Consider the following 24,632-nt stretch of genomic DNA (forward strand, 5'->3'; position numbering starts at 1 on the left):
TTTGAAATTTTGCCAGTGAGAAGAGAATTTTTTAAGAATAATGACGAACATCGATAACGATGTAACGCAAAGGGTTAAAAGCACTTAGATGGGGGTATTCTCAAATTAAGTAAAGATTACCATTATTTTACTTGTGAAATGTTACCGTTTACACTTGACAAGTATGCTTGCAAACGCAATAATGGACACGTAAGCGCTAACAATATGAAATACATGAGAAATATCTTTGGTAAAGATATCGATTAAAGATGTTTAAATGTTTACTGGTTTTTACTAAATAGGAGGAAGAGTATGAATTCGTCATTTAGAAAAGCAGTTAAAATTATGGGGGTGGTGGTAGCTGTGACGTGCTCAAGTGTATTTATTGAAAAAACCCCGATCCATGCTGCGGTTGTGGAACCTGTTGTGACTAAAACAGATTCACGCAATGTTGATTTTAACGATGATTGGAAATTTAAATTAAATGTTTCAGGCACATCTAGTCCAAGTGAAATTGACTATGATGAGACAGACTGGCAAGCGTTATCCTTACCTCATGATTGGTCAATCTTTTTTGATTTTGACCATAACTCACCGGCACAAAATGAGGGTGGTTTGTTGAATGGTGGTACAGGTTGGTACCGCAAAACTTTTGTCTTCGATAAAAAGATGGACAAAAATGTACGCTTAAATTTTGGTGGTGTCTATATGGACTCTACTGTTTTTGTAAACGGTAAAGAAGTTGGAAATTATCCTAATGGTTATACCCCTTTTTCATATGATATAACATCCTATCTTAATCAAGAAGGTCCGAATACAATTGCTGTGAAAGTTGTAAATAAACAGCCAAGTAGCCGTTGGTATTCAGGTAGCGGTATCTATCGTGATGTTTCGTTGACCTATACAGATGATGTTTCGATTAAGGAATACGGGACAACAGTCTTAACACCTAACTTAGATAAAGAAGTTGGAAAAGACGTCACTACTGAGGTTAAGACAACTGTTTTAAATAAATCGAAAAAAGCAGAAAAAGTTAAAGTTAAGACAGAAGTTGTAACCGTTGATGGGACATCAATGGGGAAGGCAGAAACTAAAGAAGTCGAAATCCAAGCAGGAAAAGAACAAACCTTGGATTCCACAATTATGGTTTCAAATCCAAGCCTTTGGGATATTGATTCACCGGTAACATATCGCGTTAAAACGCAGGTATTAAAAAGCAATCGTGTTGTAGATGAAACGGTAGAACGTTTTGGATATCGTTATATGAACTGGACACCAAGTGGTGGATTTTCATTGAATGGTAATGATGTTAAGTTCTATGGCGTATCAATGCATCACGATCAAGGTGCACTTGGATCTGTCGCAAACTATGATGCGATGCGACGTCAGATGGAAATTCTAAAAGATATGGGTGTAAACTCTGTCCGAATTACACATAACCCAGCTGATGATAAATTACTCGCAATTGCGGAAGATTTAGGTCTTATGATTATTGATGAAGCATTTGACACGTGGTATGGCGGTAAAAAACCATACGACTATGGTCGTTTCTTTGAGGCGAAAGCAACGCATCCCGAAGCGCTTGATGGTCAATCATGGGCTGAATATGACTTAAAACGAATGGTTGCTCGTGGTAAAAATTCACCAGCAGTTATTATGTGGTCACTTGGTAATGAAATTGGTGAATCCAATAGCGGTAGTGCAAAAGCAGTTCAAACGATTCGTAATCTACATCGTTGGACGAAAGAAGTTGATGATACACGTTACACAACCATGGGACAAGATGTTTATCGTTGGGCTCCTACAGGAGGACATGAACTTATTAGTGCTGAGGTTGATGCTGTAGGGATCAACTATGCAGAAGATTCATATAAAGCAATCCGTGCAAAACATCCAGATTGGTTGATCTATGGATCGGAAACATCATCCGCTACACGTAGTCGTGGGGTTTATGCATTCCCAGATGAATTACGTTCACACGACAACAGTGCAGCGCGTAAATACCAACAATCTGATTACGGGAATGATCATGTAGGTTGGGGTAAAACCGCAACCAATTCATGGATTCCAGATCGTGATGAAAAAGGGTATGCAGGACAATTTATTTGGACTGGATTTGATTATATTGGTGAACCAACACCATGGCATAACCAGAATCAAACCCCACCGAAATCTTCTTACTTTGGTATTATCGATACCGCAGGATTCCCTAAAAATGATTTCTACCTTTACCAAAGTCAATGGAAGGATGTTGAAACAGATCCAATGGTTCACATCTTACCGCACTGGAACTGGGAAAAAGAATCGTTATTAGATTACAACATGAGAACGCGTGATGGAAAAATTCCAGTACGTATCTTCTCAAATGCCGCAAAAGTTGAACTGTTCTTAGATGATGTTTCACTTGGCGAAAAAGCATTTGTTCAAAAAACAACAGCGTATGGACGTCCATATCAGGAAGGTGCCAACGCTAAAGAATTATACTTAGAATGGCGTTTGGATTTTAAACCAGGAACGTTAAAAGCGATTGCTAAAGATAAAGATGGTAATGTCATCGCTGAAGATGTGATTAAAACATCGAAAGGTTCTGCAGCAGTTGAGTTAGTGCCTGAAAAACGTGTAATTCAAAATGGACGTGATCACTTATCATACATTCATGTGAATGTAGTTGATGAAAATGGTGTTATGAATCCGAATGCACAAAACAATATTATCTTTACCCTTGAAGGGAATGGAGAAATTGTCGGGGTTGATAACGGTGATCCAGCAAGTAATGAACGCTATAAAGCACAACATGATGGAACATGGCAACGAAAAGCCTTTAATGGTAAAGCGCTTGTGATTGTTAAATCGGATGGGCAAGAAGGTTCATTTAAACTGACAGCTAAAGCAGAAAACTTATCTGAAGGTAAAACAGAAGTCTTCGCAATTGAGAAGAAACCTGAAACGCCTAGTATTTTAGGGTTTGATGATGTTTCAGTCTTTACCGAAACACATGTTCAACCCGAATTACCGAAAACAGTAAATGCTATTTATTCAGATGGTTCTGAAAAAGCGGTAGATGTAAATTGGGAAACCATTGAAGCATCCAAACTTGAACAACCTGGATCATTTAGCGTAAAAGGAACTGTAGAAGGTGTAGCGATACCGGTTAACGCAACAGTATTGGTGCGTATGATTACAGATCTCATAGATCCAGTTTTAGCAACACCTAAAGGTACAATGCCAAGCTTGCCTTCAACCGTTATTGCTTATTATTCTAACGGGGCAGAAGTTAACCTTCCTGTTACATGGGAATCCATTACCGATGCCATGATTGCGGAAGCAGGTGTACTTAAGATTTCAGGTCAAGCACATTCAGGTGGTCAAGATTATCCCGTATTTGCACACATTACGGTATTAGAAGCGACTGCCGTTCAAGAAAATATTGCTATTCGTCGTCCTCAAGATACTTATCCGATTGCGACAAGTTCCTATATGAGCGGTGGCGACCGTATTGAACGCATCAATGATGGAACGATTGCATTTGAAAATCGATGGACAAACTGGGTTAATAATTTTGGTGATAAGCAAGAAGAATGGGTAATGTTAGAGTTTGAAAAGATTGAAACGATTCATCAAGTAGGCATTCATTTCTTTACAGACAATACTACGAAAGTACCGGCTTCTTTAACCATTGAAACCAGTGTTGATGGTGTAACGTTCACACCGGTTGTTAACCAAAGTAAAAACAATAACTTTGTAGTAACATCTGGTGATGTTAAAACAGAAATTCCAATTAAATTTGATAAGGTTGATGCGAAATTTGTTCGTCTCAACATGACGTCTCAAATGAACGGTGATAAACCAAGACCCATGGGTCTATCTGAATTAAAAGTAATTGGTGATACCTTTAAGATTGAAGCCAATTCAAAAGCAGAATTAGAAATGATTCATCTTGATACAAAACCATTAGAGAACTTTAAAGTTGATCAAAATGTTTATGTTGTGGGTGTACCATTTGGAAAAGCACTTCCTGTGCTTAAAGGAACTGCGAAAGCAGGATCTTTTGTGAATGTAGTCCAACCAACTCGCGATAATAACTATCAAGGTAAAGTACGTGTAACATCAGAAGATGGACTTAATTCAAAAGATTACGATGTAACTTATGTTGTATCAGATCCAGTATATGATCATACAACACTGACACTTGATCGCATTGAAGGAAAGACACAAGAAACAATTCCATTTAAAACAGAAAGTTTATTAGAAGATGGCACTGCCATTGCACCATCACTTCTTGATATTACCTATGAAGTAGTTCAAGGCGATGCATCTGGAATTCGTATGAATGCGGGCTTAATCTACTTACATAAAGAAGGAACATATACTGTTAAAGCACATGTTTCCTACGGTGGTAAAACATACGAAAGTAACGAAGTAAGCTTTACAGTAATGAAAAATGAAGTGCAAGAACCGATTAAAGCGTTTAAACCTGTTGTCATTCGAACAGAACGTAGTAAGAAGATTGAACTTCCAAAAACTGTTACTGCACAATATGAAACACTCTTTGATAAAGATGTTGCCGTAACATGGGATGCATTTGATGTGTTACGACTTGACGAATACGGAACCTTTGAAATTAAAGGTCGCGTAGAAGGTACAGATATACAAGCTGTGGCTAAAGTCATCGTTGAGGGATATGTTGGTGTAGAAAGCTTTAGTCTTGTTACACCGAAGGACAAATCCTTTAAATTACCATTCAAAGCAAAGGCATACCATAATACAGGTCGTGTTGATGAATTTAATGTCGTTTGGGAAGCATTTGATAAAGAAAATCTAAAAACACCGGGTACATATATCCTTAAAGGTATGGTTGAAACCGCAAATACTGAAACGACACTAACCATTCGTGTAGCAGCAGAATATGAGAAGGGCGATAATATCGCTAAAATGTGGACTGGATCAGAACTTCCAGCAGCAATTGCATCCTTTACAAATGATGGACCCGGATCAAATGACCGCGTAAGTGCAATGAATGATGCAGTCATATCGTATACCAATACTCCAGCAAACCGTTGGACAAACTGGCAAGCCCAAAGTCGCGAAAAAGATTGGGTAGGGATTGTCTTTGCAGACGCAGGTACTATGGCACCACGCTTCGTTGATAACTTTAATATTGGATTCTTTGAAGACAATGGAACTGGATATCCAGGATCCTATGTAATTGAAGTTCTTAAAGAAGGCATTAAGCCAGAATTACCAACAAAATTTGGTCATATCAGCAGTGAGGATTCAGTGCTCAATGATCCAAATAATTGGGTTGAGGTTCAAAACTTAAAGGCGAAACCATTTGCTTATCAAACAATGAATACTTTAACGTTTGATGGCGTTGAAACGTATGCAGTACGTATTAACATGACAAAACAAACCAATAAAAAAGGTCTTGCAGTTACGGAAATTGAAGTTTATGACCGTATCGCAAAAGCACATCAAGACTTTACAGTAACACTAAAAGTTGATGGTAAAGACGTCGATGCCTTTACGCAAGATCATAATTTTGTATATGAACAAAAAACAAACAATCTTCCATCACTTGAACTGCAAGCAACAAATAACGCAAACATTACCGCTATTGAAATCGAAAACGGTATGAAATATGTTGTGAGAGCAGAAGATGGTATTAAAACAGAAACCTATACGATTACCTATGACACAAGCATTCGTGATGCACGCAATGCTTTAGTGAAAATGATTTCAAAAGCTAAAAATGTTGATATTGAAGGCTATGAAAGTCTTGGTGTACAAGCAATGCAAACATCAATTCTTAAAGCACAAACTGCAGTTGAAGATTTAAATACAGATGTGAAAACCCTTCAAAGTCTAACGAAACTACTGGAAAAAAATATTGATGATCTTGTAGCCGTGGGCGATCAAATTGATAAGGCACGTGAATCCTTAAAAGCGATGATTGATATTGCGGAAAGCATCGATCGGACACTTTATACAGATGAAAGTCTTGCTGCTTTAGATAAACAACTATCGTTTGCGAAAGTAAGTTATGAAGATGATTCCGCAACAACAGTTATTCTTGACGTTGTTACCCAAAATCTTCGTGAAGCAATCTTTGGATTAGAGTATCGAGATCAAACTGTAAAAGGTCCTTTTGATTCGATTACGATGAATCCAAAGGTATCATTTGAAGGTTCAACACCGATTACTGAAGAAGCATTTATCAATGCTTTAAATATTCAAAACCCAGATGGTGTTGCCTTTGATATTGAAACAAACTTTATGGAACTTGTAGATCAAAATACAGAAGGAACCTATGCAGTTACGGTTCGACTCATTCGGGCACAACGTGCATTCTTCCGTATGAAGTCCAATCCATATGTTAAAGAATTTAAAGTAGATGTTACGATTCAAGGTGAAAGTAGTAAACCAATTGTTACGGAACCAAAAGAAGAGTCCGTTACACCTGAAGCACCAACAACACCACCATCGACATTACCAACGACAGGTGTCGGTACACGAAATGTATCAAGCCTTATTACTCTTGGTGGGTTAATGTATGTTGTTAGTCTTAAAAAGAAACGTAAACAGAAATAATCATTTAAGAAAGAGCTCATTTTATTGGAGTAGTAAACTAAAAGTAGACAAGTAAAAAAGACTTGTCTACTTTTTTTGTGTAATAATAAAATCAGAGATAAAACGGAGGTATTAATGATGGGAAGACCCAAAGGTGGATTAAATAATAAATGGACTTATGAGGATCGTATTAAAGTCGTTACACGTCATATTGATGAACATATAAGTGCTGCGAAACTATCACAAGAAACAGGAATACCTAAAGGAACGATTAATGGTTGGATTGATCGATTCATGCGCGATGGTAATGAGGGTTTAAAAAACAAGAAAAAGACAGGAAATCATTTTTCTGCGCTTCATACGAGTAAATCATTAACTGAGATCGAACGACTTCAACTCGAAATTCTAAAACGAGATATTGAGATTGCACGATTAAAAAAAGGGTACCAGGTGAAAGGAGTTGGTGTAAACAAGGAGTTCGTTACTTTAAAAGACAAGAATTCCAAATAGCACATGATTTATCTTTTAAACATCCGATTACGTTCATTCTTAAATTTATGAATTTGAACCGATCTGGTTATTACAAGTGGTTAAAGCATAAAGATGATCTCAATATTTATGAACAAAAAAGAGCGATTCTTAGCGTTGTGATTAAAGACTGGCATCGACGTTTTCCAAGTTATGGTTATCATGATATCGCTGCAGTCATGAGAAAGCAAAGTGATTTAGGGTTTGAATTTTCAGATAATTTAATCCGCAAGTGCTGCAAGTTTTTAAATATTAAATCAAAAGTTAAACACTATTCCTATAAAAAATCTGGAACACAAAGTCGAATTTATCCTAATATTATAAAGAATCAATGGAAGGCAACAAAACCTTTAGAAATTATTGTTTCAGATATGACACATATTCGAAACAAAGGGATTAATTATGAATGGACCTTAATAGTTGATACCTTCAACAATGAAATTATAGGTTCTGCATTATCGCGTACAACTGGTGATCCTAAGCCTTACTACAAGTGTCTCGAGGATATTCTTGCGCTACTTAAGGATAATAAAAAAACAGCTCCCACGATTCTTCACACAGATCAAGGAGCTGTCTACCACTCTAAAGCTTTCGCTAAAGCGCATGAAAATTATAACATAATTAGACTATGTCACGAGCTGGAACACCTACAGATAATCCAATTGTCGAATCATTAAATGGATGGATTAAAGCAGAAATGGCGTGTGATTATCAATACTGGTCCGTAGATAACTTTGAAAATTTTATCGAAGAATATGTACATTATTTTAATTTTGAAAGACCTGCTTACTGTTTAAATTACAAAACCCCTATCCAATATAAAATGGATAAGGGTTTCTAGTCTTTTATTAATGTCTACTTTTGTTTGACAACTCCATTTTATTGAGTTCTTTTTTTTGTTTTTAGATAGTTTCAAGGAGTGGTAGAAAATTATATGTATACTATGCTTTTTTTAATGAAAGGAGAGGTCTGTTATGAAAAAACAATCTAAGATTCCTCTAATTATATCTTTCGAATAACCTTTTGATATTTTTAGAGTGCTCACCTTTATAAAGGTTTAAAAGGCAGGTAAATTTATGAAAAAAGTAAATATTGATGATTTACGCAATCATCAGTTTCAGGATGCATTTATTGAATAATTTCAGGAATTTGGGTATCAGATTCCTGAAAACGATGTGTTTTTTGAAACCATGAATAATGAACAAGATAATAAAGTACTAGCATACGAAGCGGATGGTAAGCTTATTGCATTTATAATGTAAGGACTGGCTTCAAAATTACTTATTGAAGTGGAAGCATTTGCTCAAAGAAATCAACGATTTAAACTGATCCTAACAACTGATTCTGCAGATGATTTGTACTTGAAAAATGGCTATATACTGGATCAAAGTTATACCGCTAAAAACAATTATTCTGTATACATCAAGTACCTACCGTTTAGATAATTCAAAATCCTCAATTCAATGACTGAAACGATTCGATTTTCAAAAACACCAAATAAAAAATTGGTGTTTTTTTATAAATTGAAACAGTCAGAATCATTTTAAAGACTTGTCTCGATAAATTTTAGACGGATTATTTATAAATTTTTTCGATCATAATTAAGCACATAAGAATTCCGAACTTCTTTTGCATAATCAACTCATAATATCAGTGTGATTTTATGGTGAAATAGGGTATAATATATGCTACGTTAAAAATTAGAAAATGGAGTTCTTATGAATCGATTAATTGAAAATTTATACTTTAGTCAAAATCCTTTCAATATCTACTCTCCCATTCATATCTTGATGTTAGTTTTGGTGGGAATTTGTGTAGGATTATTGATTAAAAAACGTGAAGAGATTGCAGCGGGTGGATATCAATCCTTACGTTGGATTTTCCTTGGACTGTATTTTATCCAACAAGTTCTGCTTTATAGTTGGTATGGCATGAATCAGCAACTAACGTTGAATGATGCGCTGCCTCTTTATCCTTGTCGGATCTTACAGATCATGACGATTATCCTCTTAATTACGAAACAGGAACGTATTTATGAAGTCCTGGGACTTCTTGGAATCCCGGCAGCTGTGACTGCGTTAATTCTCGCAGATACAAGTGGTTTTAGTTTTCCAAATGCAATGTTTATCCAATTCTTTGTAGGACATTCGATGATGATCTTGGTTCCCTTGTATATGAAGTATCGCTATCATTTTTCAATCCAGGAAAGTGCAACGGTAGGCGTTATTAAAATGGTTGGAGGCTATTTTGTTGTTGTAAGTTTCATCAATCATTTACTTCATACAAATTACGGTTATGTATCTGCACCACCATCAGCCTTGAGTTTTCTCAATGGTGTACCAAGTATTATTTATACATGTGGTTATTTCATGATTTATGTTGGTGTTGTACTTATTGGAAGCAAGATTGCAACACATGAAGAAGAAGATATTATTCTTACAATTGAATCCTAACAGTGTTAAGTTTTAAAAAGCCAATTCATGTTGAATTGGCTTTTTTTAATAACTATAAAAAAACCACTTTTGAAACAAAGTGGTTTGTGTAATTATTTTAATTTACGATCAGATATAAACGCAAATACAACCATTGCGATTGCATTAATCGCTAGCACATTAATTGCGAAGACCATACTTGTACGATCAGCGATTGAACCAATGATTTGAGGTGTAATAATTCCACCTAAAGCGGCACATGTTAAAAGCAAGGCTAAACGTTTTTGATTACCAATAACATATTTTGATGTATTCGCAATACTTGTAGGGTAGATTCCGGCAAGACATAAGCCAAGACCCAGAATTGAAATTGTAATAATTACAGGATTCATAGTTGAAACAAGTCCGAAGAATGCGAGTGCAGCTCCAATTGTGTAAATTAGAACTAATTTTGTTCCTTTAACTTTTTGAGAAATAAATGCAGTGATTAAACGACCAATCATGATCATAATCCATGTTAAGGAAACAAGTGTTGCTGCAAAAGCATCCGATAGAATATTCATACTCTTTAGGTAAGTCATAAACCAACCATTAATGGTATTTTCAAGTCCAAGATAGAAGAACATTACAAATGCAACTGCGAAGAATGCAAAGTCTAGTTTTTGTGTTTCCACAACAGTTGTAGATTTTTGTTGTCCCTTTAAATCAAGATCCATTGTAAGATAGTTAATCCATGAAATTGTTGTAATGGCTGTTAAAAATAAAATGAGTTGGTTAAAATCAAACCCGATTTTCTTTAAGCCGATGATTACAAATGATGCAAGTCCTGCACCGATAGCGAAGATCGTATGAAGCATATTCATGTCTCGTGATTTGTTATCACTTAAATCATTTACGATTGCATTACTTAAGATACTTACAGCACCACGACCAATACCCATTAAAATAAAGCCGAGCCATAGTATTTTACGGATTGAATCTGTAAACACAACGATGGATAAGAAACTCAATGGTACAAGAGCAGCAAGGATTCCAATCGCAATCTTATTTCCAAATCGTTCGGATACGAAGGGACTGATAAAGTTTGAGAGTAGGTTACCTACGGCAAACATTGAGAGCAAGGTTCCTGCATCACTGTATGATAGATTCAAGTTCATAATAAGGTCTGGCATAATTGCGCCAATACCTAGGATAAAGATCCCACTTAAGAAGAAACTAAAGTAGGTTCTTAAGATTGTTTTGTTTTTCATATTGTTATTCTTTCCTCCACAAATCATCACATAGGGTGACGACAACACTAACCATTCTAATTAAGTAAACCGGTTTTGTCAAACAAACCTCTCTAGATTGTTGGAATTGAATACAATGTATCGATTTATTTCATTTTAAGTCGCTTTTTACTTGCATGGAAGCAGTCACTCACGCATAATATATATAATAATTAGGAGGACGTTATGATACCAATTACGATTATTTCTGGTTTTTTAGGATCGGGTAAAACAACATTCATCAATCAAATACTGCGCGAGTCTCAAGAGGATACAATCGGTTTGATCATTAATGAGATCGGATCAGTAAATTTGGATAAAGCATTTATTAAGTACGAACAAGATCGAATTTTTGAAATTAATAGTGCTTGCTTATGTTGTGTTGACGATCGCGAATTTGAACGTGCCATCTTAGATTTAAAAACGCAATTTGAATCGCAAGATATGCAGTTGAAATCTATTATTATTGAAACAAGCGGTTTGGCGGAAGTGAATCCCTTAATTCAAACAATATTAAAATCACAACCCATTCAGAAACAGTTCTATTTGAATGAAATCATCACCCTTGTGGATGCGGTAAATGGGGAACAAGCACTTGAAAATTATCGAGAATCCTTAGAACAAATTGCTTTTGCAGATCGCATCTATATTACGAAAACGCAATCCACGCCTTATCACTTATTAGGGAAACTTAAAGCGATTAATCCTCTAGCTCCTGTTTCGCTTTTAAAACAAGATCAAACGTACATCCATCTTCTGAATGAAGATCGTTTTGATGCATCCCACACCAAGTATGCGTCCCTGAGTGAATCCGTTATAGATCAAGCACAAGACACAAAGCATCATCGTCATTCTCATGTTGATACATTAACGCTTTATGCAGAAAATCCACTCTCTTTTTCGGATTTTAAGGATTGGCTTGTGGATTTGGTTGAAGTGATGGGACATGATTTACTTCGTTATAAAGGAATTTTATCGGTAGAGGGTCTTGAAACTTCCATCGTAGTTCAAGGCGTCGCAAGTACTTTTATGATCGACTATGGCGATGAAATTGGGGATTGTCGAAGTCATTTCGTGCTTATTGGACGTAATATTAATGTAGAAAAGATTCAAGAATCATTTAAGGCGCTGGAGCGTCATAAGGAGTAGCACAATGTATATTGTTAAAGTAATGCAGTATGAGCGTCATCATACATTAGGGGTCTTTGATACGGAAGCAAATGCGCTTAACTTTATCAAACAAATTCCTCATATTGAAATTGAACAGTACCAAATTGATGGGGTTGAGGAACCTTTTGTTGATTATTCGATCAATCGTGATTCTCTCGGTGATTATGAAGAGATACACTACAATGGAAAACAAGTGCCCATAACCAAGCATATGTTTGTTCCTAATGAGCGAATTTCTGTTTTTGTTATTCCTGTAGTATATATGGACAGTCCGGAGACAGGACTTGTTGATGATGCAACACAAGTTGATGCATATATCGTAACCAATGAAGAAGTAGAATCGTATATCGATAAAAGAGAATTTCTTGCACGAAAAATAATGGAGGAAGCAGATGCACGTGGTTTTAAAAATATCGAACGTGCTTATGCTGGATCGGAAGATGGCGAGGCGATTATTGCCGTAGATGCATCAGGAAACAGTCGTTTCTTAACGCATTTGGATGCAGGTCTTGTAGATCAATTTGAATTTAATGACGAAGAAAAACTGAAAAAAATAATTGAAAATACGTTTGAATAAGTGAATCGCACCTTAAGTGGTGCGGTTGAGATTTGAATTTATAAAAAAAATCCTACACACATTATGAAGGATTTTTTTTATAAGCATCTTAACCAAAAAGTCGTTGCGCTTCACGAATGCCATTGCGAGTGAGTTCGAAGCCACCTACAACCCATAACTTTGTATAACCTTCAGACTGGAGTAATGTAATGCTTTCGGTAACTTGTTTTGCATCGATATTGAGATTTGATGCAATTTCTTCAATGAATGAACTGTTAAAATTGGAAACAGTTCGCGAACAGTCGTTACGGTCACATCGTGTTTGATATAAAAGATAAAGTTGTTCGAGTACATCGCGTTGTTGTTTTTGCATGGTATTCCTCCTTTATCATAATTATAGCACGTGTTTGTGAAAGGTCATGGTTGTTGACTTGTTGGAGTGATAAACCTAAAATTTAGTTAGAAAGTAGGGGATATTATGAAGGCAATTATTATAGATGAAATCGGTCAACCTGAAGATGCTTTTGTATCAACCGCAATTGATGCATATTCATTAAAAAATGTTGCGGAAGATGAAATGATTCTTCATCTTTTTCAACACCAAGGTATAAATATGGGCGTAGATGATGTACGGATGGATGATTTTGAAAAAGGTCTTGATTTTTATCGAGCGCACAACCTTCCGGTTACAATTCGTAACTCTGGAGGTCGATCGATTGTAGCGGATGAAGGTGTTTTAAATATGTCGCTCATTTTTCAAACAACGAAGTCTATGAATGATAACTATCAATTCTATAAAGATTTTATTCGTGATGCACTCAAGCCCATTTCCAATGAAATTGAAATTTTTAAGGTTGAGGGAGCCTATTGTCCTGGCGATACGGATATGAGTATTAATGGTCAAAAGTTTTGCGGGACTGCCCAACGGCGATCAGGTTCTCGAACTTCGATGGTATGTTATATTAGTGTTTGTGGTGATCAATTACGACGTGGTGAACTTGTTCGTGATTTTTATTCGCAATGTCGTGGTGATGTTGTGGATGTGAATCCACATTCGATGCAATCATTGGATCTTCTTACGGGTTATGCATTAACACCTCGTTATATTGGGGATCTTCTGATTCATGCCTTAACGCAATATTGTGAGAGTGTTGAGGGTCGAAAATTGGCAGATCTTGATGCATTACGCTTTCAAGAAGCATTGGATCGCACGCGTGAGCATAACCAAAGACTGTTACCGTAACGGTTTTTTTTATGTATAATAAGAATTGAGGTGGATTATGAAAAAAATCATAAATGGATTTCTAGGATTAATCGTCATTGGCTTTTCGATTGTGTTAGTTGGGACATTGATGGTCCAATCGCAGTTAGAGAATATATCATCATTAGTTGAACCAACATTTGTGGATGTTGAATCACAAGTAGCACATTATTTAGAACCCATTCGAAGTTCAATTCCAGAAACAAAACAAGCTGAATTTGATGCATTACAAGAGCAAGTTGTCAGTGATCCTAAGTTCCAAGAGATTTCTGAAACTTTGGTAACTAACGCATTAAATGATGTGGTCTCTGGTGGAATGAGCATGAACGAGACTGCTTTTAAAGAAGATGTCCAAGCTTATATTGAATCGTATGCACCTGAAATTGAAACGCTAAGCGAAGGCACAGTGTCAGTGGATGAAGTGAGTACGGTTGTGGAAGAAGCATTGAATAATCCCGAATTCCAACAAACCTATGAGACGATTGTTACACGCGTTCAACAAGAATTATCGCCGAAGCAACAACGCATTTTATCTTATGTTAATGGGTTTACGAAGATGCGTCGTGAAATAATAACGGGAACGATTCTAATTCTTGCAGTGACGCTTCTTGTTTTAGTTTTAATGAATCGTGGATGGCAATGGTCGAAGTTATTTGGGACTATTGCACTGATAATGTCAATCATAATGTTAATGCTTTATTTTGTATCCCCATTTATTATGACGTTTCTACAAAATCGTGTAGGCATGTCGATTACGTTAAAGCAGAATCCATTTAAACTCTATTTATGGAGTGCATTAGGTGCTTTTGTAATGGGTATTCTATTTAAAATCTTGAATCGATTTGAATCATAATAAAAAAACAAACATGATATCATGTTTGTTTTTTCTTTTATCAAATCTCAACCGCACCACTTTTACTTTTATTAAAGTCTATCTCATAGGCCGTTTTGAAGTCAAATATTTTTCGCGGCATTGAGTTAATTTTGAAGCAAATATCATCAAGATATTGTTGCGCTATATCATACATTGATTTACCTTTTGGTATAAACCTTCTTACTATTGCATTCGCTCGTTCATTGGTTCCACGTTGAAAAGAACAGTATGGATCACACTTATATAGTTTCACACCCAACCGCTTGGCTGTAATTCCTAATGTTTTAAATTCAAGTCCATTATCTACTGTTATCGATTTCGTGGTTATATTATTCTCTTCAATAAATTTTCGAATTAAGTTTGATGTGTAATAGTCATATCGATATTCTGCTTTAATAAGCCAGGTCATTCTTGAGCAGCGGTCTACAATGGATATAATCGCTGCAGATTCATGTTTCTTACCGATTATAGAGTCGATTTCGAGATGGCCAATCTCGTTACGTTTCTCAATGTATTTAGGTCTAAGGCTAATTGGAAGTACTGTTTTCTCTTCCAAGTTCCATCTCAAGTGATTCATCATTCCACTAATTCTCTTTTTACGTTTTCGACGTTTATAGCACATTCTATTTGGTTTTATATCAAGTTTACCTTGATTAATCCAGTTATAGACTTGCTGCGATGAAACACACGGTTTATATGGATGATATCGTTTATAGTTACTCAAGCATACTTCTACCGAATGAACTTTAGGATCATAGTGAGAATGCAGATATTCGATTAGGTGGGAATATTTTTCTCGAATATCAATCGTTCGTTTCTTATAGACATTATTTTTATATCTAGAAATCGTAGAATGAGATATATTGAGTTTACGTGCTGCCTTGCGCATAGAGTAGCCGATGCTTAATAGAATATCAATTTGGTCTTTCATTTTTTTATCTAATTGTTTATACTTCATATGGGAGCTCCTTTTAGTCGGGTGGGCTCCTTTTATTATACAAAAACAACCGCACCTTGGGTGGTGCGGTTGAGATTTGAATTTAGGAAAAAACAAACATGATATCATGTTTGTTTTTTTATTTGTGGAATCATGAATGAGATAATTCAGTTATTTTATCTTGAAAGTAACTTGGAAGCGGTATTTCAAATTGCATTAATTTTAAGTATTTTGGATGTACAAATTCAAGTCTTGCAGCACAGAGGTATTGACCAGTTTTATCAGTGTCTGAAGGATGACCGTATTGAGGGTCACCGTGAAGGGGTATATTTGCGTGTAAGGCATGTACACGAATTTGGTGTGTTCTTCCTGTTTCAAGCTTACAACGAATCAAACTCGAGTTTATATATGTTTCTATTTTCTCAAAATGAGTTCGGGCAGGTTTACTGCGAGCCTGGTTGACGGTCATGATTTTTGTATTTGATTTGTCCGGACCAATCGGTGCATCAATTAGAACGTGTGCTTGTGGTAAGACACCATGAACTAATGCATAATAAGTACGATTCATCGTTTTATCAAGTAACTGTTCAGCAAGAAATTGATGTGTTTTATCATCCTTGGCAATTACAAGTAGGCCAGAGGTATTACGATCAATGCGGTGAACCAATCCGGGGCGAATATAGTGATCAGAATTAGCGTTTAGATAATGGAGCAATCCGTGCAAGAGCGTATCGGACTTTACACCATTACCTGGATGCACGACAAGCCCTCTTGGTTTATTCACGACAAGAAGGTACTCGTCTTCGTATACCACATCTATGTCCATTTTTACCGGTTCGATATCCAATGCTTTAACTTGGTAAGTAGAAGCGGTAATACAATCATTGAGCTTTGTTTTATAATTCGCTTTGGTAGCCATGTCGTTACATAAAATTGTGCCATCTTTGATCATGCTCGCAATTTTACTTCGTGATAGGTCTAAATGTTCATTTAAAAAATGATCAATGCGTAAACCAACTGTTTTTGATGTGATGATCCATGATCCCATATTAATACCTCTATTTTTTTACTTGGAAATTATATCACGTGAGTCAAACAGATTAAAGATAAAATAATACAAGTTTTACGGCTTGCAAAACAGTTGTTAATATGAGGGGTATTTGCACAAGTAGGGCCTTTTCGATGTTGATTTGTTGGTTTGGATTAAGAATTACACAAATTCAAATGATTTCACACGATTTATCGGTTGTTTATCGATTATAATTTTTTGACGAGGTGACTTATGAAACGAACATTTATGATGATTTTAGCATTGTTATTTTTAGGCTTAGCCTTGTTGGGGGTATTCCTACCTGTATTACCCACGACGCCATTTTTATTGTGTGCATCTGTTTGTGGAGCAAAAAGCTCTGACCGTTTTCATCAATGGTTAACACACACGTCCGTTTACCAAAATCATCTTGATGATTTTGTCACAAAACATACGATGAAACGAAAGAGTAAACAAAAAATTCTTATCCTTGCTACCTTGATGATGGCTTGTGCATTTTATTTTTCCAAAAATTTCTATGCGCGCATTATTATCGGCTTGCTTGTTTTATTTAAATATTATTATTTCATCTTCAAAATTGCAGATGAAGATGAAGAGACTGCGCTGGAGGATTTAAAGTATGATCAATATTCAACTCATAAAGACTGTTGAGGAAGCAAAAAAACCGATCGTAGAGACGGTTTTTTATAAATGGTTGGCGTTAATTGCGAATATCGTATTAACGCAAGTTTTTGTGATGGTTTTAGTAGACATAAATTCGGGAGTATCGATTCAAATCCCATTCTATTTCTGGATTGCCCTTCTTGTAAAAGGGGTTGCTCTTTATAAAAGTTCACGGGCGATGCATCAAACAAGCTCATGCGTCAAAATTAAGATGCGTTCACTTATTTTTGGGAAATTGTTTGAACTTGGATCGGATTATCAAACTGTATTATCGAGTAGTGAAATTACGCAAGTATCGACAGAAGGCGTTGAACAACTTGAAAACTACTTTGCGCTTTACACACCACAATTTATATACAGCTTACTGGCCCCATTAACACTTTTTATATTTTTACTTCAGTATTCATTTAAAGTTGCATTAATCTTATTTATTTGCGTACCATTAATTCCGATTTCGATTGTCATTGTTCAGAAGTTCGCAAAAAAATTACTTAATAAATATTGGTCACAATACACAAGCTTGGGAGATCATTTCCTTGAAAATTTACAAGGACTTACCACTTTAAAAGTCTTTGATGCGGATGGTGTACGTCAAGAGTTAATGGATGAGGATGCTGAATCATTCCGAAAAGTAACCATGCGTGTTCTTATAATGCAATTAAACTCAATTTCTGTAATGGATTTGGTTGCCTATGGTGGTGCAATGTTAGCACTTGTAATTTCAGTTTTCGCCTATAAAGATGGATCCTTATCGTTAACTGGAATGCTTTTATTCATACTACTCTCATCTGAATTTTTCATTCCTATGCGGCAACTGGGTTCTTATTTTCATATCGCAATGAACGGTATGGCAGCAAGTGAAAAAATGTTTAAATTGCTTGCGACGGATGCTGGATGTAAAAAAGTATTATCTGATTCTTTCAGTGACAAAGGATATGAAGTCGAAAATGTATCGTTTTCATATACCGATACCAATGTATTATCAAATATTAACTTCTATGCTGAATTCGGTGAATTTATTGGTATTGTCGGTGAAAGTGGCTCGGGAAAAAGCACACTTGTCTCATTACTTATGGGACGTATTCTTCCTAAATCAGGACATCTCTATTTTGGAGACCAAGAGATTAATTGCAGTCAACTTTATAAACATGTCACGTATGTAAGTCATGATAGTATCATCTTCAAAGGCTCTGTACGCGAAAATCTTATGATGGGTGGTTCATATTCCGATGGGGAACTTAAAAGGTGCTTGAACCGCGTTAATCTCGAGTTAAATTTAGATCACGAAATTAAGGAACGTGGATCGAATCTTTCGGGTGGACAAAAACAACGATTGGCCATTGCTCGCGCATTAGTTCATGATACGCCGTTCTATATATTTGATGAAGTGACATCAAATATTGATGTTGAAAGTGAGATGATTATTCTTGATACAATTCAACAGCTACGTAAAGACGGTAAAGGTATTATTATGATTTCGCATCGCCTCGCAAATTGCTTTGATTGTGATCGGATTTACGTACTTGATAAGGGAGAGATTGTTCAATGTGGTGAACATGCTTCATTAATGCAAACACCTGGAATGTATCAAGAACTGGTAAAAGCGCAACAAAATCTTGAGAACTATTCATTTCTAAAGGAGGGTGAATGATGAAAAAACGAACAGGGTTGAGCATTATGGGAAGTCTTATAGGATTCGTAAGACCCCTTTACCTTCCAATGATGGGTGCCATTGCGCTTGGAGTACTCGGTCATTTTGCGGCAATTGGTATTCCTTACCTTTCTGCACGTATTGTTGTTGAGATCATCAAGAATAATTCCATAACCTTCTTACTCATAATTCTAATAGGGTGCGGATTACTGCGTGGTGTTTTTCGCTATGGTGAGCAAGCTTTAAATCACTTTATTGCATTTAAACTTTTGGCACATATCCGTTATGAGGTGTTTGCGAAACTTAGATCACTAGCACCTGCGAAACTTGAAACAAAAGATCGTGGTAATTTAATTGCGATGATCACAAACGATGTTGAGCTGCTTGAAGTTTTTTATGCACATACTATTTCACCGATTATTATAGCCGTGATTATTTCCATCACTGTCGTCACAACGATTGCTTTAAAAGCAAATACACTTGCATTGATTTCTCTCGCTGCATTGGCTTCGGTTGGTGTAATCGTACCAATTATAACCAGTAAGATAGGCAATGAATTGGGTTTGGAAATACGAAATGATCTTGGAGATTTAAACACAAATGTATTGGATTCAATACGTGGTATTGAAGAATTGGAACAATACCAAAATTCACAGCGAACCATGGATTTACTGAAACAACGCACGCATGACCTTAACGAAAAGCAAGATATACTCAACCGCTATCAAAGCATGATGCGCTTGCTCGTCGATCTCATAATTATGACGTCTGGTTTCGCAATCCTTTATTTCGGCAGAAATCTTGACTTTAATATCCTATTGCTTGTGTTTACCTTGCATATGAGTTCATTTGGTCCCGTTATTGCCTTGTCGAATCTAAGTGGCGATTTATACCATACACTCGCTAGTGGTCAGCGCATTCTTGATTTGTTGGATGAAAAACCACAAGTAAACGAAGTTGTTGATGGAACGAACGAGGCTTTCGAAGAAGCATCATTAAATGATGTGACTTTTAGTTATGATAAGGAAATCATATTAGAAGAAATCACAATGAGTACTACAAAAAATAAAATTATTGCTTTAACGGGTGACAGTGGAGCCGGGAAGTCAACCATCCTCAAACTGTTAATGCGTTTTTGGGATGTAAGCGCAGGAAGTGTGCGCATAAATGATCAGGATATTAAATCCGTAACGACCGGTCATTTACGAAGTATTGAAAGCATGATGAGTCAAGATACCGATATTTTTAAAGACACGATTAAGAATAATATCGCTTTCGTAAAACCGGATGCAAGCGATGAGGAAATTTATGAAGCAGCTAAACACGCTTCAGTTCATGATTTTATCATGTCGCTTCCATCAGGCTATGATACGATGATGGAAGAATTCGGGAGTAATCTATCATCGGGTGAACGTCAACGAATCGGATTAGCACGTGTATTCCTACATGGTGGTGATTTAATCTTGCTTGACGAACCAACAAGTAATTTAGATAGTCTCAACGAGGCAATCATTCTCAAATCTATCGTTGAGTATAAACATAATAAAACAATTTTGATTGTCTCTCACCGTGCTTCAACACTTAAAATTGCGGATGAAGTATGGAAACTTGAAGATGGGAAGTTGAACCACGTATTATAAATCGACGGAGGAATAAATATGATTGGACGCATTTGTAGCATCGAGAACCAAGACTACTTGATTGTTGAACATGAAGGAAACGTTATCTTTATAAGTACTGCTCAAGATTTAGATTTTTTTAAACACAAATTTAAAGTTGACCATCTGGAACTCGATGCTTCAGCGTGTGAGCCGGTTGTGGATCAACTTCAAGATTACATACTGGGGAAACGCAGGCAATTCGATTTTCCATATAAGTTGATCGGAACGCCATTTCAGTGTCAAGTATGGGAAGGACTTCTAGCGATTCCCTATGGATCCACCATCAGTTATGAAGGGCTTTCCGACATGCTGTTTGACACACGAAAAACGCGTGCTGTGGCTCGAGCAGTCTCCCAAAACCCTCTATTGCTTTGTGTACCATGTCATCGTGTTATTGGTAAAAATGGAACCTTAACAGGATTTAGAGGTGGCATCGAGTTAAAAGAGCGTCTTCTAAGACTAGAAAGGGACATGAATTGAAGTAAATCAAGGTTTTCATGCCTTTTTCCACGATCTTAATCGGATTTTTAGTAGAAAAATATTTTATATCATTTATCAAAGGCCCACTTAAGAGTGGGTTTTTGTTTGTTTTTTGTTCACTAATCAAAAAAATCACATGGAATTTTGCAAATGCTAAGAATACAATTTGAAAAGGGTTAATTGTCCTACACGTATTCAAAAAAGCGCTTACAATGTAAATGTAAACATAGAAGGTCGCACAACCCATGGGAATTAGACTCTCTATGTTCGGTAATGAAAGTGTTCCTGATCAGTTCACTTTCAAAACCTAGAAAAAAAGAAAAGAGGAAACGTAATGAGCGCAATTAGAGTTACAAGCGAAATTGGAACGCTTAAAAAAGTTTTATTACACAGACCTGGTAGGGAGCTTTTAAACCTTACTCCCGATACACTAGAACGTCTTCTATTCGATGACATTCCTTACCTTAAGGATGCACAAGATGAGCACGATAAATTTGCTCAAGCACTTCGTGATAACGATATTGAAGTTGTTTACCTCGAAGATTTAATGGCAGAAGTGATTAAAGATTCAAGTCTACGTAAACAATTCCTAAATCAATTCATTGAAGAAGGCGGAATCAAAACACAACGTGAACATGACATGGTTTACAATTTCTTAGATTCAATCAAAGATGAAAAAGAACTTGTTTTAAAAACTATGGAAGGTGTTCGTACACATGAACTTGATCATTCAGGTAAAAAGTCATTAGTAGAGATGGCTGGAGAGATTCAAGATTTAATCTTAGATCCACTACCAAACCTTTACTTTACACGTGACCCATTTGCATCAATTGGAGATGGTGTAAGCTTGAACCGTATGTATTCTGTAACACGTAATCGTGAAACAATCTATGCAGACTACATCTTCAAATACCACCCAGAATATAAAGGAAATGTTCCTTACTACTATGACCGTACGGCAGATTTCCATATTGAAGGTGGAGATATCCTAAACATCAATGCTAAAACATTAGCAATTGGGATTTCACAACGTACACAAGCTCAAGCAATTGAAGACATCGCACATAATATCTTCAGTGTTGAAGGTACAGAGATTGAAACAATTCTTGCAATTGATATTCCAAGCAGTCGTGCATTTATGCACTTGGATACAGTATTTACACAAGTTGACTATGACAAATTTACAATTCACCCAGGTATCCTTGGACCTCTACAAGTATTTGAGATCACTAAAGGTACAAATGGAGATGTAAACATTGTTAAGATTGATACGGATCTTGAATCCATCTTATCAAAACATGTTGGACGCCCAGTTACATTAATTAAATGTGGTGGTGAAGACATGATGGCTTCAGAACGTGAACAATGGAATGATGGTTCCAATACACTAACAATCGCACCTGGTGTTGTTGTTGTGTATGACCGTAACGAAATCAGTAATGAGTTATTAAAATCACATGGACTCAAATTAATTGAGTTACGTGGTGCAGAACTTGTTCGTGGTCGTGGTGGCCCTCGTTGTATGAGTATGCCATTAGTTCGTGAAGATATTTAATTAGAAAATAATAAAAGGAGATTAAGATCACATGGGAGTAAATTTAAGCGGAAGAAGCTTCTTAAAGCTTTTGGATTTCACATCAGATGAAATTAGATATTTAGTAGACTTATCAAAAGAGTTTAAAAATTTAAAACTCACAGGAACACCACACCGTTATCTCGAAGGAAAAAACATCGTATTACTTTTTGAAAAAACTTCAACACGTACACGTTGTTCATTTGAAGTAGCAGGTATGGACTTGGGTATGGGTGTTACATACTTAGATCCAGGTAGTTCACAAATGGGTAAAAAAGAAAGCATTCCTGATACTGCACGTGTACTTGGTCGCATGTATGACGGAATTGAATACCGTGGTTATGCACAAGAAATTGTTCAAGCATTAGCAGATGATGCAGGCGTTCCAGTATGGAATGGTTTAACTACAGAATTCCACCCAACACAAATGATTGCAGACTTATTAACGATTGAAGAAAACTTCGGTTATTTAAAAGGTCTAAACTTTGTATTTATGGGTGATGCTCAAAATAACGTTGCGAACTCACTTATGGTTGCATGTGCAAAAATGGGTCTAAACTTTACAGCTTGTGGACCTAAAGCACAAATGCCACATGCAGAATTAGTTAAAGAATGCCGTGCAATCGCTAAAGAAAACGGATGTACTGTAACCTTGACTGAAGATGTTAAGAAAGCAACAACTGGTGCTCACGTTATTTATACTGATATTTGGGTATCAATGGGTGAACCAGATAGTGTATGGGAAGAACGTATTAAACTCTTAAGTCCATACCAAGTAAATAGTGATGTTATGACAAATGCAGCAGATGATGCAATCTTCTTACACTGCTTACCTTCATTCCATGATCTTAAGACTACAATTGGACAAGAAATCCATGAAAAATATGGCTTAAAAGAAATGGAAGTTACAAACGAAGTGTTTGAATCAAAACAATCTAAAGTCTTCAATGAAGCAGAAAATAGAATGCATACAATCAAAGCTGTGATGTATGCAACACTTAAGTAGGCGATTTCTATGGGAAAACGTATTGTAATCGCTCTAGGTGGTAATGCGCTCGGTAATAATGCAGAAGAACAAATCGAGCTCGTTAAACAAACAGCACAAACAATCGTTGATATGGCTGAAGAAGGCTATGAAGTGATCGTAGGTCATGGAAATGGTCCTCAAGTAGGTATGATTAATTTGGCAATGGAGTTCGCCGCTAATAATGGCGGAGGAACTCCAGCAATGCCATTTCCTGAATGTGGGGCAATGAGCCAAGGCTACATTGGATATCATCTACAACAAGCTATTCAAAACGAATTGCGTAAACGTAAGTTAAGTAAACACTGTGCAAGTGTTGTGACCCAAATGATTGTGGACGAAAAAGACCCAGCATTTGATAAACCAACAAAACCAGTAGGACTCTTCTATACAGAGGAAGAATCCGTTAAACTTGCAGCAGAAAAGGGATACAGTTTTATGGAGGATGCAGGACGAGGGTATCGTCGTGTCGTTGCTTCACCATTACCAAAAGAAATCGTTGAAATTGATCTTATTAAGCAATTAACAGGTCAAGGCGATATTGTAATTACAGTTGGTGGTGGCGGTATTCCAGTTATAGAAACAGCTGAAGGTTATAAAGGGGTTGCAGCTGTTATTGATAAGGATCGTTCTTGCTCAAAGCTTGCTCTTGACCTAAATGCCGATATGCTTATTATCTTAACGGCAGTGGATCGTGTATGTATTCATTACAACACACCACAACAAGAAGAACTTGCAACAATGAATGTTGCAGAAGCAAAACAATACATCAAGGAAGGCCATTTTGCTCCTGGAAGTATGTTACCTAAGATTGAAGCTTGTCTCGACTTTGTAGAACAAGCATCTGAAGGTCAAGCTCTTGTTACGTCACTTGTACGAGCAAAAGATGCACTTGCAGGGGTTACCGGAACGATCATCAAAAAATAGTCAATCTATATAGATGACATACGGAGGAGA

At 36.4% G+C, this 24,632-nt stretch carries 20 protein-coding genes; 16 read left to right on the forward strand and 4 right to left on the reverse strand.

Translation table 11 applies throughout. The features are described from left to right. The first annotated feature begins 291 nt into the window (after positions 1-291). From NMG63_RS04225 to NMG63_RS04245, 5 genes are all read left to right on the forward strand, one after another. Complete coding sequence (locus tag NMG63_RS04225) at positions 292-6,567, forward strand: Ig-like domain-containing protein (RefSeq protein ID WP_254006426.1); 6,276 nt, start codon at positions 292-294, stop codon at positions 6,565-6,567. Positions 6,568-6,681: 114 nt separating this feature from the next. Then, positions 6,682-7,056, forward strand: coding sequence for a helix-turn-helix domain-containing protein (locus NMG63_RS04230; protein WP_254006427.1), 375 nt, complete (start codon positions 6,682-6,684; stop codon positions 7,054-7,056). Between the two features lie 47 nt (positions 7,057-7,103). Further along, positions 7,104-7,751: a DDE-type integrase/transposase/recombinase gene (locus NMG63_RS04235; RefSeq protein WP_254006428.1), complete on the forward strand. Its 648-nt coding sequence runs from the start codon at positions 7,104-7,106 to the stop codon at positions 7,749-7,751. Next, a complete protein-coding gene (locus NMG63_RS04240; RefSeq protein WP_254006429.1) occupies positions 7,703-7,915 on the forward strand; it encodes an integrase core domain-containing protein in 213 nt (70 codons plus the stop codon). Before NMG63_RS04235 ends, NMG63_RS04240 begins: the two co-directional genes overlap by 49 nt. An 877-nt stretch (positions 7,916-8,792) precedes the next feature. Next, positions 8,793-9,527 (forward strand): YwaF family protein, encoded by a 735-nt coding sequence (locus tag NMG63_RS04245; RefSeq protein ID WP_013852919.1) that lies wholly within the window; start codon positions 8,793-8,795, stop codon positions 9,525-9,527. A gap of 92 nt (positions 9,528-9,619) precedes the next feature. On the opposite strand, the gene NMG63_RS04250 is transcribed toward NMG63_RS04245, so the two are convergent. Continuing rightward, positions 9,620-10,756, reverse strand: coding sequence for an MFS transporter (locus NMG63_RS04250; RefSeq protein ID WP_115354787.1), 1,137 nt, complete (start codon positions 10,754-10,756; stop codon positions 9,620-9,622). Between the two features lie 204 nt (positions 10,757-10,960). On the opposite strand from NMG63_RS04250, the gene NMG63_RS04255 reads away from it, so the two are divergent. Together NMG63_RS04255 and NMG63_RS04260 are read left to right on the forward strand one after the other, a co-directional pair. Continuing rightward, positions 10,961-11,923, forward strand: coding sequence for a CobW family GTP-binding protein (locus NMG63_RS04255; protein ID WP_254006430.1), 963 nt, complete (start codon positions 10,961-10,963; stop codon positions 11,921-11,923). 4 nt (positions 11,924-11,927) lie between these two features. Beyond that, positions 11,928-12,521: a hypothetical protein gene (locus tag NMG63_RS04260; protein ID WP_254006431.1), complete on the forward strand. Its 594-nt coding sequence runs from the start codon at positions 11,928-11,930 to the stop codon at positions 12,519-12,521. Positions 12,522-12,609: 88 nt separating this feature from the next. Here NMG63_RS04260 and NMG63_RS04265 read toward each other — a convergent pair whose 3' ends face one another. Further along, a complete protein-coding gene (locus NMG63_RS04265; RefSeq protein WP_123171524.1) occupies positions 12,610-12,873 on the reverse strand; it encodes a helix-turn-helix domain-containing protein in 264 nt (87 codons plus the stop codon). A gap of 105 nt (positions 12,874-12,978) precedes the next feature. Here NMG63_RS04265 and NMG63_RS04270 point away from each other — a divergent pair, with 105 nt between their 5' ends. Together NMG63_RS04270 and NMG63_RS04275 are read left to right on the forward strand one after the other, a co-directional pair. Further along, positions 12,979-13,743 (forward strand): lipoate--protein ligase family protein, encoded by a 765-nt coding sequence (locus NMG63_RS04270; RefSeq protein ID WP_254006432.1) that lies wholly within the window; start codon positions 12,979-12,981, stop codon positions 13,741-13,743. A 37-nt stretch (positions 13,744-13,780) separates the two neighbouring features. After that, positions 13,781-14,614, forward strand: coding sequence for a hypothetical protein (locus NMG63_RS04275; protein WP_254006433.1), 834 nt, complete (start codon positions 13,781-13,783; stop codon positions 14,612-14,614). A 40-nt stretch (positions 14,615-14,654) separates the two neighbouring features. Here NMG63_RS04275 and NMG63_RS04280 read toward each other — a convergent pair whose 3' ends face one another. Then, entirely contained in the window at positions 14,655-15,593 is a 939-nt protein-coding gene (locus tag NMG63_RS04280) for an IS30 family transposase (protein WP_254006434.1), read from the reverse strand. Positions 15,594-15,723: 130 nt separating this feature from the next. Continuing rightward, complete coding sequence (locus NMG63_RS04285; RefSeq protein WP_254006435.1) at positions 15,724-16,620, reverse strand: RluA family pseudouridine synthase; 897 nt, start codon at positions 16,618-16,620, stop codon at positions 15,724-15,726. 234 nt (positions 16,621-16,854) lie between these two features. On the opposite strand from NMG63_RS04285, the gene NMG63_RS04290 reads away from it, so the two are divergent. The 7 genes from NMG63_RS04290 to arcC all read left to right on the forward strand — a co-directional run bounded on the left by NMG63_RS04290 (position 16,855) and on the right by arcC (position 24,602). Next, on the forward strand, positions 16,855-17,274 hold the full coding sequence (locus NMG63_RS04290) for a YbaN family protein (RefSeq protein ID WP_254006436.1): 420 nt from the start codon (positions 16,855-16,857) through the stop codon (positions 17,272-17,274). After that, positions 17,243-18,937, forward strand: coding sequence for an ABC transporter ATP-binding protein/permease (locus NMG63_RS04295; RefSeq protein ID WP_254006437.1), 1,695 nt, complete (start codon positions 17,243-17,245; stop codon positions 18,935-18,937). Before NMG63_RS04290 ends, NMG63_RS04295 begins: the two co-directional genes overlap by 32 nt. Further along, positions 18,937-20,577, forward strand: coding sequence for an amino acid ABC transporter ATP-binding/permease protein (locus NMG63_RS04300; protein ID WP_254006438.1), 1,641 nt, complete (start codon positions 18,937-18,939; stop codon positions 20,575-20,577). The genes NMG63_RS04295 and NMG63_RS04300 overlap by 1 nt, the downstream gene beginning before the upstream one ends. Before the next feature lie 18 nt (positions 20,578-20,595). Then, positions 20,596-21,078 carry a methylated-DNA--[protein]-cysteine S-methyltransferase gene (locus NMG63_RS04305; RefSeq protein ID WP_254006439.1) on the forward strand — a complete coding sequence of 161 codons (483 nt, stop codon included), beginning with the start codon at positions 20,596-20,598 and terminating at the stop codon, positions 21,076-21,078. A 334-nt stretch (positions 21,079-21,412) separates the two neighbouring features. Next, entirely contained in the window at positions 21,413-22,633 is a 1,221-nt protein-coding gene (gene arcA / locus NMG63_RS04310) for an arginine deiminase (protein ID WP_123171516.1), read from the forward strand. Positions 22,634-22,664: 31 nt separating this feature from the next. Further along, entirely contained in the window at positions 22,665-23,657 is a 993-nt protein-coding gene (gene argF, locus NMG63_RS04315) for an ornithine carbamoyltransferase (protein ID WP_003773514.1), read from the forward strand. Positions 23,658-23,666: 9 nt separating this feature from the next. Then, entirely contained in the window at positions 23,667-24,602 is a 936-nt protein-coding gene (gene arcC, locus NMG63_RS04320; RefSeq protein WP_003773516.1) for a carbamate kinase, read from the forward strand. Positions 24,603-24,632: the final 30 nt, after the last annotated feature.

Source organism: Erysipelothrix amsterdamensis (assembly GCF_940143175.1).
Taxonomy (GTDB): domain Bacteria; phylum Bacillota_I; class Bacilli_A; order Erysipelotrichales; family Erysipelotrichaceae; genus Erysipelothrix; species Erysipelothrix amsterdamensis.